A 16,399-nucleotide genomic window follows, 5' to 3' on the forward strand; every position below is an offset into this window, starting at 1 on the left:
TCATTAGATTCTAAAAGATTGTTAGAGTGTTTACATAAAATTTACTGAAATCACTTGGTACAACAGGATCAGGTATTGTATGATGTAGGTTGTGAAATCATCCTAATACTTATGAATGGACAAGGTGAATAAATACAATGAAACCAATAGATTTGCAATATAAGATGCCTGCGGAATGGGAACAACATGAACGTACATTATTATCATGGCCGATTTTGGATTCGATGGTCTATCCTGATGATTATGCTACAGTCTGTGATGGATATGAAGAATTAGTCAGTGCTATCGCTGAATTTGAGCCTGTTACACTGGTTGTTAATCCAGATGATCTAGAAAAAGTAAGTCAACGTTTTGAAGGTCAAGCGGTAGACTTTTTGCCACTTGAACATAATGATGCTTGGTTACGTGATAATGGACCTACGATTGTAGTGAATGATAAAGGTGAACGTGCAGGGGTAAATTGGCACTTTAACGCTTGGGGTGGCAAATACGAGCCGTGGGATCTGGACGATGCAGTGGCTCCAGCGATTCTCAAACATCTTAATATTCGTCAATTCGATGCACCACTTGTGCTTGAAGGCGGTTCAATTCACGTCGATGGTGAAGGAACAATGTTAACGACAGAAGAATGTCTGCTGAATACGAACCGTAACCCTGATCTAACGCGCGCAGAAATTGAACAACATGTTAAAGATTTTACGAATGTGGAGCAAATCATCTGGCTTAATCGCGGACTTGCTGGAGATGAGACAGACGGACATGTAGATAATGTGGCTTGTTTTGCAGCTCCGGGTAAAGTGATTATTCAAGTGTGTCATGATCCTGCCGATGATAATTATGAGATTACGCAAGAAAATCTACGTATCTTAAATGATGCTGTCGATGCTCAAGGGCGCAAATTAGAAATTATCGAAATTCAACAACCACCAATGGTTATGCATGGTGAACAGCGTTTGACACTAAGCTATTTGAATTTCTATTTCGTCAATGGTGGTATTATTCTGCCGGTATTCGGTGGCACAGCAGAAGAAGCAGATCAACATGCGATGAATGTATTACAAGCGATATTTCCGGATCGTAAGATTCGTGCGATTAATGGTATGGCTGTTATTCGTGAAGGCGGTAATGTTCACTGTACAACGCAACAAATTCCAGCTCAAGCTTAATAGCATAATCAATAACCTTATTATAGAAAGGATGACTACAATATCATGAGAAATGTAAAAGTAGCGGCTACTCAAATGAGCTGTACTTGGGATATCGATGACAACATCCGCAAAGCAGATAAATTGGTTCGTGAAGCGGCGGCACAAGGTGCACAGATTATTTTGCTACAAGAATTGTTCGAGACTCCATATTTCTGCCAGAAAGAAAAAGCAGAATATTATCAATACGCGACTGAACTTGAGCAAAACAAAGCGATCAACCATTTCCGTCTAGTGGCTAAAGAGTTAGATGTCGTTTTACCAATTAGCTTTTATGAAAAGAAAAATTATGCTCGTTATAATTCACTTGCTGTGATCGATGCAGATGGTGAGATTCTTGGTAAATATCGCAAAAGTCATATTCCAGATGGCCCAGGATATGAAGAGAAATTTTACTTCAACCCGGGAGATACTGGATTCCAAGTATGGGATACCAAATATGCCAAAATCGGCGTAGGTATTTGCTGGGATCAATGGTACCCTGAAGCGGCACGCTGTATGGCATTGATGGGTGCAGAATTATTATTTTACCCGACAGCTATCGGTTCTGAGCCACAAGATACATCGATCGATTCCAAAGATCACTGGCAAGCATGTATGCTAGGCCATGCAGGAGCGAACTTGATTCCTGTGATCGCATCGAACCGAATCGGTAAAGAAGAAGACGAAGATTCTTCAATCAACTTCTACGGTTCTTCCTTTATTGCAGGAGCACAAGGAAACAAAATTCAAGAAGCAGATCGTAACAGCGAAGGCGTATTGGTTGCTGAATTTGATCTGGATCAATTGGAAACACAACGTCTGGAATGGGGTATTTTCCGTGATCGTCGTCCTGAATTGTACGGTATTATCGGTACGTACGATGGCGAGAAAAAACTGTAATTCACTTATAGATGTAATGATGTAAAGCAATTTAAAGTATTAGCTGATACTAGCACCTTGTGATCTTTGTAGATCACAAGGTGTTTTTTTGTGCTATCCAGACTTTGATATGGGGTGTAACTCCTTTTATAATAGATGCCAAGTCAATGAATTGTTCTTAATACCTTAATAACGGTTAATAATAAATTAAAGGATGAACAGACTGCTAAGGAGGATTACAGATGACCCACAAACGACAAATTACACTTAAAGATGGAACCGTTCTACCTGCAATCGGACAAGGCACATGGAATATGGGCGATGATTCTTCTCGTAGACAAGAAGAGATCGACGCGTTGAAATATGGTGTAGAGTTAGGCATGACAGTGATCGACACCGCAGAAATGTATGGTGAAGGACGTTCCGAGTTGTTAGTCGGTGAAGCGATTCAAGGGATAAGAGATCAAGTATTTCTAGTATCCAAAGTCTATCCTCACAATGCAGGGGGAGATTCTCTGATTCGTAGTTGTGAACAAAGCTTGAATCGACTGGGTACTGATGTTCTAGACTTGTATCTATTGCACTGGCGTGGACGTATTCCTCTGGAAAATACGATTCAAGGAATGGAAAAGCTAGTGCAAGATGGTAAGATTCGCCGTTGGGGTGTATCTAATCTAGATACAAAAGAAATGCAGGAACTGATCAAATTACCCAATGGAGATCACTGTGCTACCAATCAGGTATTGTATCATTTGGGATCACGAGGTATTGAAGTAGATTTGTTACCGTGGCAACAAGAGCAAGGAATGCCTGTTATGGCGTATTCTCCATTAGCTCAAGCAGGATCATTACGAAGTGAACTGACGACCGATGCTACGGTACAACAGATTGCAGAACAACATGGAGTTCATCCTTTCCAAGTGTTACTATCATGGTGTATTCGCGATGGCAATGTACTGGCGATTCCCAAAGCATCTAGTCGTAGTCATGTGGAAAGCAATGCGCAAGCAGCAGAGTTGATGTTAAGTAAAGATGAGATCAACCAGTTGAATCAAGCTTTCCCAGCTCCAGATCACAAAGTTTCTTTGGATATTATTTAAGAATATGTTCTTTAACTACGTCAGGTTTTTGATCCATTAGCTCCAATAATCTTGAAGCAGAACCATTAGGGCTATTGGTGCCTTTTTCCCAAGCTTCAATTGTTTTGACAGATACTCCAATAGTTTGAGCAAATGTTTTTTGAGTGAGTGTCATATTTAAGCGAATACGTTTGATATCTTCTTTACTATAAGATTCTAAAGGTTTAACACTAATGGTTTGTTGACGGGCTGATTTCGTATTCCCTTGTTCATATTCTATAGCTTGTTCCAAACCTAATTTAATTTCATCAAAAAATGAAAGATTTTGTTTAGTCATAATTACACCACCTTATAAATAGATTACAGATATATACTTTTTAGTTGAGCTACTAAAGATTTAAGTATGTTTTTTTCTTGTTGTGTAAGATTAGCTTGTTCATTTTTACCAAATACAGCGATTAGAATGATTTCTGACTGGGAAGGCATATCTAAATAAAGAATACGAGCATCGCCACTTTTGCCTCTTCCTTCGCGAGCGTATCTTAATTTACGGAGTCCGCCAGCCCCTGAATCACATCGCCTTTGGAGGGAGAAGTCAATAAATCATTTTGTAAAGCTTTAAGGTCTGTATCATATAGATCAAGACTTGCAAACTTTTTATCAAACTGAGCGGTCATTATAAATATTCTTTGCATAGATACCTCTTTTATATAGAGCATGAATGATTAAACAACTTATAGAAAGTATAACTTTATAATACCCTATTGAATAGGGTGTTTCAATGATATAAATAATATATTTCTTCTAAATATGATGGGAGATAACTTATGTACCACTATCGGTTCACCAGTAGCTGGAAGATGGAGACGCCAAGAGCAAAATTATGGGAACTTGTAGATCATTTCGAAGATATCGATTTCTGGCAAGGCGTCACTTTTGCTAAAGTAAAGCAAACCGATGATGCACAGGGAATAGGGGATGAGTACGAATGTACTTTTCGGACTAAAATGCTATTTAAGCTCAAAATTTTTCTGAAAGTCGTGGATAAAAGTAAACCAAATGCGTTTAAATTAAGGGTTGAAGGCCCTCTGGCTGGAGAAGGTACCTGTTATTTGGAAGAATTAGATGATGGACGTGCGACATTGATTCGTTGTATCTGGGAAGTACGTCTGGATCATTCGATGTTACGCGTGACCAATCCTGTGATGCGCCCTGTCTATGTATGGAGTCATAATAAAGTAATGGATGAAGGAGTAGCAGGAGTAGGTCGCCATTTACAAGCCCATGTATCTGAAGCTTCTCATACAACCAAAATCTATCGTTGATTATGTAATCATTTTTGCACACAGGGGGCATCACTATGGGGAAATACCAATTTACAGAAAGCTGGTTATTGGAAGCGAGTAGACACGAAGTCTGGAATTTGATTAAAGACTTTGAACAACTTCGTTGCTGGCAAGGGGTCTCCTTTCAACGTTTGCAAGAAGGCACAAGCAAAAATGGAATAGGCGATAAATACAGAATGAATATGAGAACCAAGCTATGGTATACCATTTCGCTTGATTTCGTTGTGACTGAAAAGCAAGAAGAGACACTGATTTGTCTGGAAGCGTATGGCGATTTGAGCGGACAGGGCGTATTTCGTTTGCAAGAAAGCGGGACATACACTCGCTTACATTACGACTGGCAAGTGCACACCAACAAACCATGGATGCAACGTTGGGAACCATTGTTGCGTCCTCTCTTTATCTGGAATCATAATCGTGTTATGGGGGAAGCTGTGCGCGGTATATCTAATCAATTGGGTGCGCGTCTGGTATAAATAAAGTCTGTAAATCATTATATTTAGATTTGCAGATTGTACATATCTAAAAAGAAGTCCTGTTATGTCAGTTGTTGAATAACTTTTTTAAGATAAATTCAACTTTAATTATTTATTCTTTAATCCTTGCTTATATAAGGTTTAACTTAGAAACAAGCGGGTAAGTTGTAGATAAGCAATACACACAAGGAATCAAATGAAATTAACGTATATATTGAATAGAATGAAGGAGGAAATGAAAATGACTGGAAGAAAAGCGTTATGGAGTGCAATCGGAATGGGTGCAGCATATCTTATGCGTAATAAAAGTGCACGTGATAAAGTAATTTCTCAAGTGCGTCGTGTAGCAACATCAATGCGCGACAAAAAATCAGGTAATTCATCCAATACAACAAATAACAATTACTAAGATATCATTGAAATAAATAGAACTGAAACGCCGATGACGTATGCTACATACGAGGTTGGCGTTTTTTTATTGACAAATACCAAGTTATCGGATAGGATTTAAAAATAAACCGACTGACGAGTCAATCAAGGGGTTGATCGTATCGATAATACAACATTAAGTGCTCGTGAACAGGATGCTATCGAGAAGCGAGAAAAGTTAATGCAGATTGCGCTCAAGCAATTTGTAGAGTCTGGTTATCATGCTACAAAAGTTTCAGATATTGTAGCTGAAGCAGGCGTTGCGCAAGGAACGTTTTACTGGTATTTCAAAAGCAAAGAAAGTGTTGCGCTCGAAATTGTAGAGCAAGGTAGACAACAATTATTAGAAGTAATCGGTGTTGGTTATCGGACACATTCTGGTACAGCCGATGATATGGTACAAGCTTCTGAGAAATTACTATATCAATTATTTCAATTTGCAGAACAACATACTCATTTGATGCGGATGTTGTTAGATGGTACAGGATTTAGTGAAGCAGTACGTGAGCAGATTATGCTCACTCGTTCACAGATGGAGCAAGGATTTGTACACAATATTCAGCGGGCGGTAGAGTTAGAGATGTTGCCAGCACAGACAGAACCTTCTGTCCGTGCAGCTTTTCTAATGAGTCTGATCGAAGGTGTTGTTGTCCGTTGGTTGTTTAGCGCCGCTAATGGTTCATCTTCTGGTCTGGTGAATCATAACGCTGAACAATTGGCTAAAGAAACAGCACGTTTTGAATTTTATGGTCTGCTAGGCAGAACCGATTAAAGGAGAATAATAGAATGAAATTATTGCGTCGTACGTCTACACCGATAGCTTTGGCTATGTTGCTTATGGTTGTACTGGTATTGAGTGCTTGTGGTAATGCCACTCCACGTTCAGCAGATACGAATACAGCAAGTAATACCACTTCAGAAAGCACAGCAACAACAGCTTCAGGAAATGAACTCGAAAATATTAAATCTGCCGGTGTACTTAAAGTCGGTCTGATGGGTACTTATGCACCTTATAACTTTTTGAATGCAAACAAAGAAGTGGACGGATTCGATGCAGACATCGCCAAAGAAGTTGCCAAACGTCTAGGGGTAAAAGCTGAATTTACAACACAAGCATTCTCCGGTCTCATTCCAAGTCTACAAGCAGGCAAATTCGATGCGATTATCAGTCAGGTTACAATTACAGATGAGCGTAAGCAACAACTGGATTTCTCTGATCCTTATATTACCAATCAGGTGAAAATCATCGTTAACGAAAATAATAACGAGATTACCAAGCTAGCTGATTTTAAAGATAAAAATATTGGTGTAGGTCTTGGAACGAATGATGAAACCTATCTTCGTACCGAAGTGTTGCCACAAGTCGGTAACTTCAATATCAAAACATACAATGATGTGATTACTTCATTACAAGATTTGAATGTAGGACGTATTGATGCCACAATCAACAATATTTATGCACTCCAACCGATCGTTGAAGAAAATGGATTCAAAATCAAAGCTGTCGGTGATGCGATCAAATCCGACCAAGCTGGTATAGCTATTCGTAAAGACAATCCTGAACTATTAGAAGCATTGAATAAAGCAGTAACTGATATGAAAGCAGACGGCACGTATGAGACTATTTTTGTTAAATGGTTTGGCGAAAAGCCTGCTGCTGAATAATAGTAAAGATGAAAGCTTGATCAGGACTGCGTTCACTACGGTGCGCAGTCTTCTGTTTTACCGTGATCAAGAAGGGAGATTATACGTATGCAATTAGTATGGGATAACCTACCTTTTCTTTTAAAAGGTGCAGGTTATACATTGTTGATTACGATCATATCTATGTTTTTTGGATTGATTATCGGTGTGATTGTCGCGATTGCACGTATGCAAGGCAATCGTCCGATTCGCTGGATTGCGAGATTCTATGTCTCTATTATTCGAGGGACACCTGTTCTCGTTCAACTGGTTATCGTGTATTACGGACTGACCGATTATGGCATTACACTGGATGCTATTCCAGCGGCTTGTATCGCATTAAGTATTAATATTGGTGCATATTTATCAGAGACCTTTCGTGGAGCAATTTTGTCGATTCCCAAAGGTCAGACAGAAGCAGCCTATGCAACAGGGATGACTTCAGCGCAGACGATGTGGCGTATTGTGTTACCCCAAGCAGCACGTACCGCCATTCCACCGATGGGCAATACCTTTATCGGCATGCTTAAAGAAACATCGTTGGTATCTGTCATTACAGTAACCGATCTATTGCGATCGGCTGATTTGTTGATTGCTCAATATTATGTTTATATGCCTTTTTATATCGGAATTGCGATTATGTACTGGATCATGAGTACGATTTTTTCAACGATATTAGAACGTATCGAACGACGATTGGCTAAAGCATACTAAAACGAATGTGAGGGAAGTATTATGATCCAAACTCGTGGATTGTCCAAAACATTTGGCACACATACCGTATTACATGAGATTGATCTGAATATACAAGCAGGCGAGATTGTGGTGTTGCTAGGACCCAGCGGTTCAGGGAAAAGTACATTGTTACGTTGCTTGAACGGATTAGAAGATCTAAGTGCAGGTTCTATCGAAGTGAACAGTATCGAAGTAAAAAGCACCATGAAGCTGAAAGAACGTCAACAACGTATGCTTCAAATTCGCAGACAGACCGGTATGGTTTTTCAACAATTTAATTTGTATCCGCACAAAACGGCTTTGGGCAATGTCACGGAATCGTTGCGTATGGTCAAAAAGTTAGAACGTACACATGCTCGTCATGTTGGCGAACGAATGCTGAACCGTGTAGGGTTATTGGAGAAGAAAGATCAGTATCCTTCTCGTCTATCTGGTGGACAACAGCAACGTGTAGGTATAGCACGTGCACTGGCAATGGAACCTGAAATTATTTTATTTGACGAACCGACATCTGCACTTGATCCTGAATTGGTCGGTGAAGTGTTGGATGTGATGAAATCGCTGGCGCAAGAAGGGATGACAATGATTGTAGTCACCCATGAGATGAAATTTGCCCGTCAGGTGGCGAATAAAGTTATTTTTATGGATGAAGGACGTATTATAGAACAGTCTGATCCAGAATCCTTTTTTGAACGACCAGCGACAGAAAGAGCCCAACGTTTTCTTAGTAAAGTGATGGATTATTAATTTCAAATAAACGAATGAGAGCAGGTAGACATAATGAATGTAACAACAGTATGGAATGGTAAAAGAGCTTTTGAAGCTGTAGGGCCTTCGGGTTATCCGATCGGGATGGATGCTACGGCTGCGTATGGCGGAGATGGCAAAGGCGCAACACCAATGGAGTTATTACTTGCAGGTCTAGCAGGTTGTATCGGTATTGATATTACAATGATTTTGGATACATTTTTGCATAATATTCATAAGATTGAAATTGAGACAGAAGGAACGCGCAGAGAAGCTATGCCTAAAGGGTTCACAGCGATCGATCTTATTTTCAAAGTCGATGGTGATATTCCAGATTACCGTGTATGGAAAGCAATCCAGATGGGAAAAGAAAAATACTGTGCCGTATCCGATTCATTGAGTGCAGATATTCATTATCGACTCATTTTGAACGGCGAAGAAGTTATACAACCTGCTTAATTAGAAAGAGATATCTTGTTCATTAGACAAGATATCTCTTTTTTGATATCAACAGAATAATTTCAAAGGATTATACGTGAAAAATTATACATAATAAAGATCGCCAATGCCTATTCGTTAAACGTATTAAAGGGTAGTTTATAGATATAGAAGATTTCCAATTCGAAATCGTGAGAGTGTGTACGGCAACATGGAGGGGAATACAGTGATTAACCATTCAGAACAAAACCAAATTATTTACGAACATATATATCGTATGTCTCCTTTCGGGATTGCTGTGATTTCACCAAGCGATGGAGCATGGCTACAGGTGAATCCTGCTTTTTGCAACATGCTCGGGTACTCTGAAGAAGAAATGTGCCGCATGCGTGAAGAGAATATTACCCGTTTAGAAGATCAATTCCAAGCAGGATATCAAAGTATATATACACAAATGAAAGAAAGTTCATCGGAATTGTATCATACAGAACATCGTTATTTACATCAAAAAGGTCATTTGATCTGGACATCTGTTGATGTGTCTTTGATTCGAGATGTGGATCAGCAACCTTTATATTATATTGCTCAATTCCAGGATATTACGTCCCAGAAAGAGCATGAAATGATTATTGCTGAGAATGAAGATTTGTATAATTTAATTACAGAGAATGCACGGGATTTAATTTCATATAGTACGCCAGAGGGAATACTACGCTATGTCTCGGATTCATTTTATACGGTACTCGGGTATCATCCTGAGGAAATGATCGGACAAGATCGGATGCAATATTACCATCCTGATGATGCATTACAAATGAAAAATAGCGGTAACACCTATCTGGAATGGGGTACAATGACCCGCCGCCTCAAGCATAAAAAAGGGCATTATTTATGGTTTGAGATTTTATTTCAAGTGGTGCGTAATGAGCAAGGTGAGATTGAGAAAGTATTAGGTGTTGGACGGGATGTACATGAACGCAAAAAGAATGAAGATCGCTTAGCTGAAGCCCAACGAATTGCTCATATTGGAGCATGGGATTGGGATATTATCAATAAGTCATTTAGCTTTGCTGAAGAGACCAGACGTTTATTCGGATATGTGTTTAAGTCTGAAGAGCCATATAGTGAAGATGTTTTGAAAATGATTCATCCAGAAGACCTGTCTGATTTCCGTAAAGCGATTCGCTATACGTTACTTACAGGTGAAGGCGGAGAGCATGTGTACCGGATCGTGCTAGCCGATGGGACGATGAAATATTTGCAATCGCATTGGAGTGCCGCTCTGGATGACCAAGGGCAACCGATTCATCTGATCGGGATGACGCAAGATATTACAGAGCGTACACGTATGGAAGAGCGACTGAAAGATAGCGAGCGTAATTATCGCTTGATCTCTGAGCAGTCACTTGATTTTATTTCACGTAATTCTGTTGAAGATACGACCTATTTATATTGCTCACCTGCGTGTTATTCGATTCTAGGCTATCAACCGGAAGAGTTAGAAGGTACACCGGCAATTCATTATATTCATCCAGATGATGTTGATAACGTCAAAGAATATATGACTCTTAATTTGCAAGGGGAACAGCCTCAACCGATCACTTACCGCCAACGTCACAAATCAGGCAGCTATGTATGGATGGAGTTGTCCGGTCGTTATGTATATGATGACCAAGGTCATATTCAAGAAATGGTGTCGATTGCGCGTGATATTAATGAACGCAAACAAGCGGCTTTATTGATCGAAGAAAGTGAACAACGCTACAAGTCATTATTTCAATATAATCCAGCCGGTGTATTTTCATTTGATGTTAACGGTAGGTATACCACAGTTAATTCCAATATGGAAAAATTGTTAGAACGTACAGAAGCCGAATTGATTGGCATGCCTTTTGAACCGCTAGTGGCTCCTGAAGATATCTATGATACCGCAGAACATTTTGAACTGGCTTTAAAAGGAAAACCGCAGACGTATGAATCTCAAATTATTTTGAAAAATGGCGATCGGCGTGCCATTAGCCTTGTAAATGTACCCATCGTGGTCGACAAGCAAATTGTGGGTGTGTATGGGATTGCTACCGATATCACTGAAATGAGAAGATATATCGAGCAGATTGAGAAATTAAGCAACGAGTATACGCTTATTTTGAATTCAGTATCAGAAGGTATTTTTGGACTGGATAATGAAGGAATTGCTACATTTATTAATCCGGCAGCGACTCGTATGTTAGGGTATCATGCACGGGAATTAATTGGTAAGCATTTATTGGATATGTTCCAGTTGGCTCATCCTGATGGTGGCCCTTATGTGGCTAAGGAGAATCCGATCTATGTAGCACTGCTAGAAGGCTGTTTTCACGAAGAACAGGAAGCTATTTTCTGGCGTAAAGATGGATCAAGCTTTCTGGTGTCTTATCGTATCACACCCATCTGGGATCGTGGCAAACGCAAAGGTGCTGTTATTGTTTTTAATGATATTACGAATGAAAAGCAAATTATTCGTGCCAAAGAACTTGCAGAACGTGCCGATCGTGCGAAATCAGAGTTTTTGGCGATTATGAGTCATGAGATTCGTACACCGATGAATGGGATTATCGGAATGGCTGGATTGCTTGCAGATACACCGCTTGATGAAGAACAACTTAGCTACACCGAAATTATCAAAGATAGCAGTGATGCCTTACTGCATATTCTAAATGAAATTCTCGATTTCAGTAAAATAGAAGCTGGTAAAATGGTACTTGATCATGAACCGATTGATCTGATTGTTCTAGTGGATAGTGTACTTGATCTCTTTACTTCACGGGCAGCCGAAAAAGATATACAGCTTACGTACCATGTAGATCATCGAGTCCCTTCTTCTGTTGTAGGCGATGCATCGAGATTGCGTCAGGTATTGGTTAACTTGATTAGTAATGCGATTAAATTTACTGATCAAGGAAGTGTACGTCTATCGATTTCGTTGTTGGATATACGACCTACAGGAGAAAGTATTTTGGAATTTGAGATCAAAGATACCGGAATCGGGATCTCATCTGACAAACAGGATAAATTATTCCAATCGTTCTCTCAACTTCATCCTGCCATTAATCGTAAATATGGCGGTACAGGTCTAGGACTGGCTATTTGCAAAAAGTTGATCGAATTGATGGGTGGTTCTATTGATGTGGATAGTGAAGAAGGACAAGGGGCTACCTTCTGCTTTGTAGTTCCTTTTCAACCTTTTGAAGAATCTATGGATAGATTGATCCAAATAGGAGCGAGTAGTCATTACAAAGATCACTATCTCACACCTGAATTCAAATATGGTCCTTTACGGATTCTTTTGGCAGAAGATCATCCGGTGAATCAGAGATTAATGGTAGAAATTTTGAAAAAAATTGGCTATCAAGCTGATGTCGCTAATAATGGACGGGAAGCATTATCGGCAGCGATTGCTCATCCGTACGATATTATTTTTATGGATATCCAAATGCCTGAAATGGATGGAATCGAAGCGACTCGTAATATTCGAGCACGTCTGACAGAACAAGAGCAACCTGTGATTATCGCAGTAACTGCTTTTGCTCGTATGGAAGATCGGCAGATGTGTCTGGATGCAGGGATGCAAGATTTTATCAGCAAGCCATTACGTTTCCCTGAGATTGATCGTGCACTACAACAATATGCTAAATACATTCAGTCATCCGAATAAAGGAGGGATCACATGAAGCGCAAACTATTAATAACAGGTGCGAGTGGTGTGATTGGAAGCAATCTTTATCGAGGGTTACAACAAGAATATGATGTACTAGCAACAGATATTGAAGCTGATGCTGATCAAGGAATCGAATCATTAGATATTACAAATGCACAGCAGATCAAGCAAAAAACCATCGGGATGGATACGATTCTGCATATCGCCTGGCAAAAAGATGAAGATGATTTTCTAGGAGTAGCTTTGCCTGTAAATGTAACCGGTGCTTATCACTTATTTGAAGCTGCCAAAGAAAATGGAGTACAACGGATCATTTTCGCAAGTTCAAATCATTCCACAGGCTTCTACAAAGTAGGAGAAGATATTGATGTGAATGATCCTTATCGTCCGGATAGCATTTATGGATTAAGTAAGTGTTATATTGAATTGTTAGGTCGATTGTATAGTGATCAACATCAACTGTCTTCATTTAATATTCGGATTGGTAACTTTCCCGGTGATGATCGTCCTCATTCTGAGCGTGCGACTCATATCTGGATCTCTGAACGCGATCTTGTTCAGTTGGTCAAATGCTGTATCGAAGCGCCAGCCGATCGCAAGTATATGAATCTGTATGGTACATCAGCGAATACAGATAATTATTATAATATTGATTATCTCGCCGAAGAGATCGGATATCGTCCTCAAGATAATGCCGCTGAATTATTAGCGGCTGAGAATACCCACAAAGAACAGCTTCCTCAAGATGAGACTGCTTTTCAAGGCGGGCAACACGAATAATTTGAATCATCCATAAAAAGCCAGTTATCTCCGAATCCGATCTTAGATCAGAAGCGAAGATGACTGGCTTTTGTCTGGGTTAAAGCGTATCGAATAGAAGCTACTTATACTTTAAATACAGAAGCAGCGGTATTCAATTCTTCAGCAAGTTGTGCTAAAGAGTGTGAGGTTGCGGCTGTTTCTTCAGAAGCGGCAGCCGATTCTTGACTAGCCGCAGCGATGGATTCAACAGCAAACATTACTTCATTGGCTTGAGCGGCTTCTTCTTCACAAGCGGCAGCAATCTCATTAACTTTAATCGCCGAATCATTCACCACATGAACAATTTTTTGAAAAGCTTCTTCTGTCTGTACCGATTGGGTCACACTTTCAGTAACAGCTTTGACGCTCGTTTGTGTATTTTTTTGCATCACTTTGATAATCGTAGAAATTTGTTTAGTAGCATCTATACTACGTTCAGCCAGTTTGCGGACTTCATCAGCCACCACAGCGAATCCTTTACCTTGGTCGCCTGCACGAGCGGCTTCAATAGCTGCATTTAGCGCAAGAAGGTTAGTCTGATTCGCAATATCGTCAATAACGCTAATAATATCTCCGATACGTTGAGAATCTTCTTCTAATTTGTTCATGGATTGACTGACTTCATGCATAGATGCTTTAGATTCACTTACAATCTGTCCACCTTGCTGTGCCATATCTACAGTGAGATTAGATAATTCAGCGGCTCCGCTTGCGCTAACGGCTACAGAATCAATCGCAGCAGATAGCTCTTTAAATAATTCAGTAATCATTGAAGCAGATTCTGCTTGTGTATTACTGGTATTTGCAATTTGTTCTGTACTTGCTGATATTTCTTGAGAAGAAGCGGCTACATTTTCAGAAGATACTGTAATGCGTGTAATCAACTGACGTAGGTTATCAGCCATGATATGAACCGATGTAGACAATTGTCCAACTTCGTCTTTGTTATGATTTTCTAAGCTCTGGCTAAGATCGCCTTTGGCATAGTTAGAGATGAGATCTGTAAGCTTACGTAGAGGAGACGAGATACTGCGTGAGATAAGAGAACCTAGCAAAATACTAAATAATGTTACTAGAATAAGAGAAACGATAGTGATTTTGACACAAGTTGCATAACTTTGCTCAATTTCCTGACTGGCTTGTAGAGCAAGATTCGAGTTGTTATCAATCATGCCAGAGATACTATCTGCCACCTGATCGCCAGCAGGCTTAAGGGTATTGTCTTTATATTCGTTAAATGCAGCTAAGTTATTGGCTCTTGCCAAACGAGTAGCTTCTTCATACAGCGTTAAGTAATCGTTATACGCTTGATTAAATTGATCAAATTCTTGCTTTTCATTTGTGGTGGTGATGGAATTACCATACGTTTGAGCCAAAGTTTCCATATTTTTTTGAAAGTCTGTCATTTTAGTAAGTAATGTTTGTTCTTTTTCTGGAGTCTGTGCTGTACTCAAATCACGAACAGCTACCCGTAAGCGTTGATAATAAACTTCCACTTCGGATAAATCTTTAACCGCTATAAGATTATGGCTATACATATTTTTAGCCTTAGTATTCAGATCTTTTAGATTTTGCAAACTGTATAATCCGAAAGCAACAAAGATTAAGGTAATAATTAAAAAAGCAGAAATAATTTTGACTGATGTTCTCAAATTCCGAAACCACTGCATACCCAAACCTCCCAAGTGCATAATGTAAACATGATATATATTTCGACACTATTTGATAATTCTTAATAGAAAATTAAAACTTTTGTACCAAAATTTAAAAAAAATTAATATTTTGCAAATATTTAGTTAAAATATGCACGATATGGCGTTGATAGCAGACTTGTTTCTGGACTAGCAATAAAGGTGATAAAACAATAAGAGGAAGTAAATCCAAACACATTTGCAGATTCATGCAAAAAAGGAGATTGTACAGATGGAAAAAGTAATCGAGACAGAACAAGGGCTTGCTCTACAAATAGATGGAGAAACCAAAGCTGAAATCGGATTTAGTGATTATGATGAGCAATCAATGATTATTGATCATACTTTTGTATCAGAAGAGTTACGTGGTCAGAAAGTAGGGCAAGATCTGGTGAAGCGTGCTGTCGATATCGCACGTGAACAAGGGAAAACGGTTGTGCCTGCTTGTTCCTATGCATTAGCCCTATTCAAACGCAATAAAGATTATCACGATATTTGGCGTAAAGACGTTTAAAATCCAAACAACTTTGAAATGTTCAAACTGTTGTCACCAAAGTGCTTACCCTCAACTCCAATATAAAACTATAATGAGAGTATGAACTTGAAAGATGGGGAGCGTTTGCATGGATAAAAATACACAACCTAATGTGGTAACACCAAAAACGAATAAAAACTTTGCCGGAACGATTATTACAGTATCGGTGATTGCTAACGTTATTATTCTGCTGTTATTTTTCTCACCAGCGATTGGTTACAAAGGGACAGTCGGTTTTGATATTACAATGTTGCCACGGATGAATGCCATTTTTAACAGTTTTACGTTTATTTTTCTAGTTGCAGCATTGATTGCTATTTTGAAAAAGAATATTAAAGTCCATCGTGGATTTATTTTAGCTGCTTTTTCATCGACGTTATTGTTTCTAGTGACGTATCTGACGTTTCACTATTTATCACCAGAAACAGCTAAATTCGGTGGTGTAGGTATTATTCGTCCTATTTATTTCTTTATTCTGATTACTCATAGTTTTTTGGCTGCTATTATTGTTCCACTTGCTCTTTTTGCTCTAGTGTGGGGATGGACAATGCAGATTGCCAAACACAAAAAGATTGTACGTTGGACGATGCCTATCTGGTTATATGTAAGTTCTACTGGTGTTATCGTATATCTAATGATGGCGCCGTATTATTGAACCATATGAATACACAAAAAA

19 protein-coding genes are annotated in these 16,399 nt (G+C 39.2%); 15 read left to right on the top strand and 4 right to left on the bottom strand.

Annotated elements, in window-relative coordinates; translation table 11 throughout:
• Positions 1 to 137 precede the first annotated feature (137 nt).
• The 3 genes from PO903_RS07065 to PO903_RS07075 all read left to right on the top strand — a co-directional run bounded on the left by PO903_RS07065 (position 138) and on the right by PO903_RS07075 (position 3,166).
• Positions 138 to 1,166 carry an agmatine deiminase family protein gene (locus PO903_RS07065; protein WP_273592991.1) on the top strand — a complete coding sequence of 343 codons (1,029 nt, stop codon included), beginning with the start codon at positions 138 to 140 and terminating at the stop codon, positions 1,164 to 1,166.
• Positions 1,167 to 1,211: 45 nt separating this feature from the next.
• Complete coding sequence (gene aguB, locus PO903_RS07070; RefSeq protein ID WP_069329649.1) at positions 1,212 to 2,087, top strand: N-carbamoylputrescine amidase; 876 nt, start codon at positions 1,212 to 1,214, stop codon at positions 2,085 to 2,087.
• Positions 2,088 to 2,308: 221 nt separating this feature from the next.
• Complete coding sequence (locus PO903_RS07075) at positions 2,309 to 3,166, top strand: aldo/keto reductase (RefSeq protein ID WP_273592992.1); 858 nt, start codon at positions 2,309 to 2,311, stop codon at positions 3,164 to 3,166.
• Here the strand turns inward: PO903_RS07075 and nadS are convergent.
• The 3 genes from nadS to PO903_RS07085 are packed head-to-tail and all read right to left on the bottom strand — an operon-like array spanning position 3,159 to position 3,840.
• Positions 3,159 to 3,482, bottom strand: coding sequence for a NadS family protein (nadS, locus tag PO903_RS07080; RefSeq protein ID WP_137224503.1), 324 nt, complete (start codon positions 3,480 to 3,482; stop codon positions 3,159 to 3,161). The genes PO903_RS07075 and nadS overlap by 8 nt on opposite strands.
• A 23-nt stretch (positions 3,483 to 3,505) precedes the next feature.
• Complete coding sequence (locus PO903_RS22285; protein ID WP_350339085.1) at positions 3,506 to 3,745, bottom strand: type II toxin-antitoxin system RelE/ParE family toxin; 240 nt, start codon at positions 3,743 to 3,745, stop codon at positions 3,506 to 3,508.
• Positions 3,688 to 3,840 carry a hypothetical protein gene (locus tag PO903_RS07085; protein WP_273592993.1) on the bottom strand — a complete coding sequence of 51 codons (153 nt, stop codon included), beginning with the start codon at positions 3,838 to 3,840 and terminating at the stop codon, positions 3,688 to 3,690. Before PO903_RS07085 ends, PO903_RS22285 begins: the two co-directional genes overlap by 58 nt.
• A gap of 132 nt (positions 3,841 to 3,972) precedes the next feature.
• Here PO903_RS07085 and PO903_RS07090 point away from each other — a divergent pair, with 132 nt between their 5' ends.
• The 10 genes from PO903_RS07090 to PO903_RS07135 all read left to right on the top strand — a co-directional run bounded on the left by PO903_RS07090 (position 3,973) and on the right by PO903_RS07135 (position 13,476).
• A complete protein-coding gene (locus PO903_RS07090; RefSeq protein ID WP_273592994.1) occupies positions 3,973 to 4,470 on the top strand; it encodes an SRPBCC family protein in 498 nt (165 codons plus the stop codon).
• 35 nt (positions 4,471 to 4,505) lie between these two features.
• A complete protein-coding gene (locus tag PO903_RS07095; RefSeq protein WP_273592995.1) occupies positions 4,506 to 4,967 on the top strand; it encodes an SRPBCC family protein in 462 nt (153 codons plus the stop codon).
• A 241-nt stretch (positions 4,968 to 5,208) separates the two neighbouring features.
• Positions 5,209 to 5,376 carry a hypothetical protein gene (locus PO903_RS07100; protein ID WP_161594286.1) on the top strand — a complete coding sequence of 56 codons (168 nt, stop codon included), beginning with the start codon at positions 5,209 to 5,211 and terminating at the stop codon, positions 5,374 to 5,376.
• Between the two features lie 201 nt (positions 5,377 to 5,577).
• Entirely contained in the window at positions 5,578 to 6,168 is a 591-nt protein-coding gene (locus PO903_RS07105; RefSeq protein ID WP_273592996.1) for a TetR/AcrR family transcriptional regulator, read from the top strand.
• A 14-nt stretch (positions 6,169 to 6,182) separates the two neighbouring features.
• Entirely contained in the window at positions 6,183 to 7,061 is an 879-nt protein-coding gene (locus PO903_RS07110) for a transporter substrate-binding domain-containing protein (RefSeq protein ID WP_069329644.1), read from the top strand.
• An 87-nt stretch (positions 7,062 to 7,148) separates the two neighbouring features.
• Positions 7,149 to 7,793 carry an amino acid ABC transporter permease gene (locus PO903_RS07115; protein WP_137224489.1) on the top strand — a complete coding sequence of 215 codons (645 nt, stop codon included), beginning with the start codon at positions 7,149 to 7,151 and terminating at the stop codon, positions 7,791 to 7,793.
• A gap of 21 nt (positions 7,794 to 7,814) precedes the next feature.
• On the top strand, positions 7,815 to 8,561 hold the full coding sequence (locus PO903_RS07120; RefSeq protein WP_273592997.1) for an amino acid ABC transporter ATP-binding protein: 747 nt from the start codon (positions 7,815 to 7,817) through the stop codon (positions 8,559 to 8,561).
• Between the two features lie 33 nt (positions 8,562 to 8,594).
• Positions 8,595 to 9,020, top strand: coding sequence for an OsmC family protein (locus PO903_RS07125; RefSeq protein ID WP_069329641.1), 426 nt, complete (start codon positions 8,595 to 8,597; stop codon positions 9,018 to 9,020).
• A gap of 205 nt (positions 9,021 to 9,225) precedes the next feature.
• The gene (locus PO903_RS07130) at positions 9,226 to 12,693 is read left to right on the top strand and encodes a PAS domain S-box protein (RefSeq protein ID WP_273592998.1); all 3,468 of its coding nucleotides are present in this window, start codon (positions 9,226 to 9,228) and stop codon (positions 12,691 to 12,693) included.
• A 12-nt stretch (positions 12,694 to 12,705) separates the two neighbouring features.
• Complete coding sequence (locus PO903_RS07135) at positions 12,706 to 13,476, top strand: NAD-dependent epimerase/dehydratase family protein (protein WP_273592999.1); 771 nt, start codon at positions 12,706 to 12,708, stop codon at positions 13,474 to 13,476.
• A gap of 104 nt (positions 13,477 to 13,580) precedes the next feature.
• Here PO903_RS07135 and PO903_RS07140 read toward each other — a convergent pair whose 3' ends face one another.
• Positions 13,581 to 15,167 (bottom strand): methyl-accepting chemotaxis protein, encoded by a 1,587-nt coding sequence (locus tag PO903_RS07140; RefSeq protein ID WP_273593000.1) that lies wholly within the window; start codon positions 15,165 to 15,167, stop codon positions 13,581 to 13,583.
• A 253-nt stretch (positions 15,168 to 15,420) separates the two neighbouring features.
• Here PO903_RS07140 and PO903_RS07145 point away from each other — a divergent pair, with 253 nt between their 5' ends.
• On the top strand, positions 15,421 to 15,702 hold the full coding sequence (locus tag PO903_RS07145) for a GNAT family N-acetyltransferase (RefSeq protein WP_069329638.1): 282 nt from the start codon (positions 15,421 to 15,423) through the stop codon (positions 15,700 to 15,702).
• 109 nt (positions 15,703 to 15,811) lie between these two features.
• Positions 15,812 to 16,378, top strand: coding sequence for a DUF420 domain-containing protein (locus PO903_RS07150; RefSeq protein ID WP_137224475.1), 567 nt, complete (start codon positions 15,812 to 15,814; stop codon positions 16,376 to 16,378).
• The last annotated feature ends 21 nt before the right edge of the window (positions 16,379 to 16,399 follow it).

Origin of the sequence: Paenibacillus sp. PK4536 (assembly GCF_028594455.2) — a bacterium.
GTDB classification, from domain to species: Bacteria; Bacillota; Bacilli; order Paenibacillales; family Paenibacillaceae; genus Saccharibacillus; species Saccharibacillus nuruki.

Coding starts and splice junctions, on each gene's coding strand:
- PO903_RS07120 (WP_273592997.1), top strand. CDS start 7,815: ATGATCCAAACTCGTGGATTGTCCAAAACATTTGGCACACATACCGTA.
- nadS (WP_137224503.1), bottom strand. CDS start 3,482: ATGACTAAACAAAATCTTTCATTTTTTGATGAAATTAAATTAGGTTTG.
- PO903_RS07125 (WP_069329641.1), top strand. CDS start 8,595: ATGAATGTAACAACAGTATGGAATGGTAAAAGAGCTTTTGAAGCTGTA.
- PO903_RS07105 (WP_273592996.1), top strand. CDS start 5,578: ATGCAGATTGCGCTCAAGCAATTTGTAGAGTCTGGTTATCATGCTACA.
- PO903_RS07090 (WP_273592994.1), top strand. CDS start 3,973: ATGTACCACTATCGGTTCACCAGTAGCTGGAAGATGGAGACGCCAAGA.
- PO903_RS07075 (WP_273592992.1), top strand. CDS start 2,309: ATGACCCACAAACGACAAATTACACTTAAAGATGGAACCGTTCTACCT.
- PO903_RS07110 (WP_069329644.1), top strand. CDS start 6,183: ATGAAATTATTGCGTCGTACGTCTACACCGATAGCTTTGGCTATGTTG.
- PO903_RS07150 (WP_137224475.1), top strand. CDS start 15,812: ATGGATAAAAATACACAACCTAATGTGGTAACACCAAAAACGAATAAA.
- aguB (WP_069329649.1), top strand. CDS start 1,212: ATGAGAAATGTAAAAGTAGCGGCTACTCAAATGAGCTGTACTTGGGAT.
- PO903_RS07135 (WP_273592999.1), top strand. CDS start 12,706: ATGAAGCGCAAACTATTAATAACAGGTGCGAGTGGTGTGATTGGAAGC.
- PO903_RS07085 (WP_273592993.1), bottom strand. CDS start 3,840: ATGCAAAGAATATTTATAATGACCGCTCAGTTTGATAAAAAGTTTGCA.
- PO903_RS07140 (WP_273593000.1), bottom strand. CDS start 15,167: ATGCAGTGGTTTCGGAATTTGAGAACATCAGTCAAAATTATTTCTGCT.
- PO903_RS07115 (WP_137224489.1), top strand. CDS start 7,149: ATGCAATTAGTATGGGATAACCTACCTTTTCTTTTAAAAGGTGCAGGT.
- PO903_RS07100 (WP_161594286.1), top strand. CDS start 5,209: ATGACTGGAAGAAAAGCGTTATGGAGTGCAATCGGAATGGGTGCAGCA.
- PO903_RS07065 (WP_273592991.1), top strand. CDS start 138: ATGAAACCAATAGATTTGCAATATAAGATGCCTGCGGAATGGGAACAA.
- PO903_RS07095 (WP_273592995.1), top strand. CDS start 4,506: ATGGGGAAATACCAATTTACAGAAAGCTGGTTATTGGAAGCGAGTAGA.
- PO903_RS07145 (WP_069329638.1), top strand. CDS start 15,421: ATGGAAAAAGTAATCGAGACAGAACAAGGGCTTGCTCTACAAATAGAT.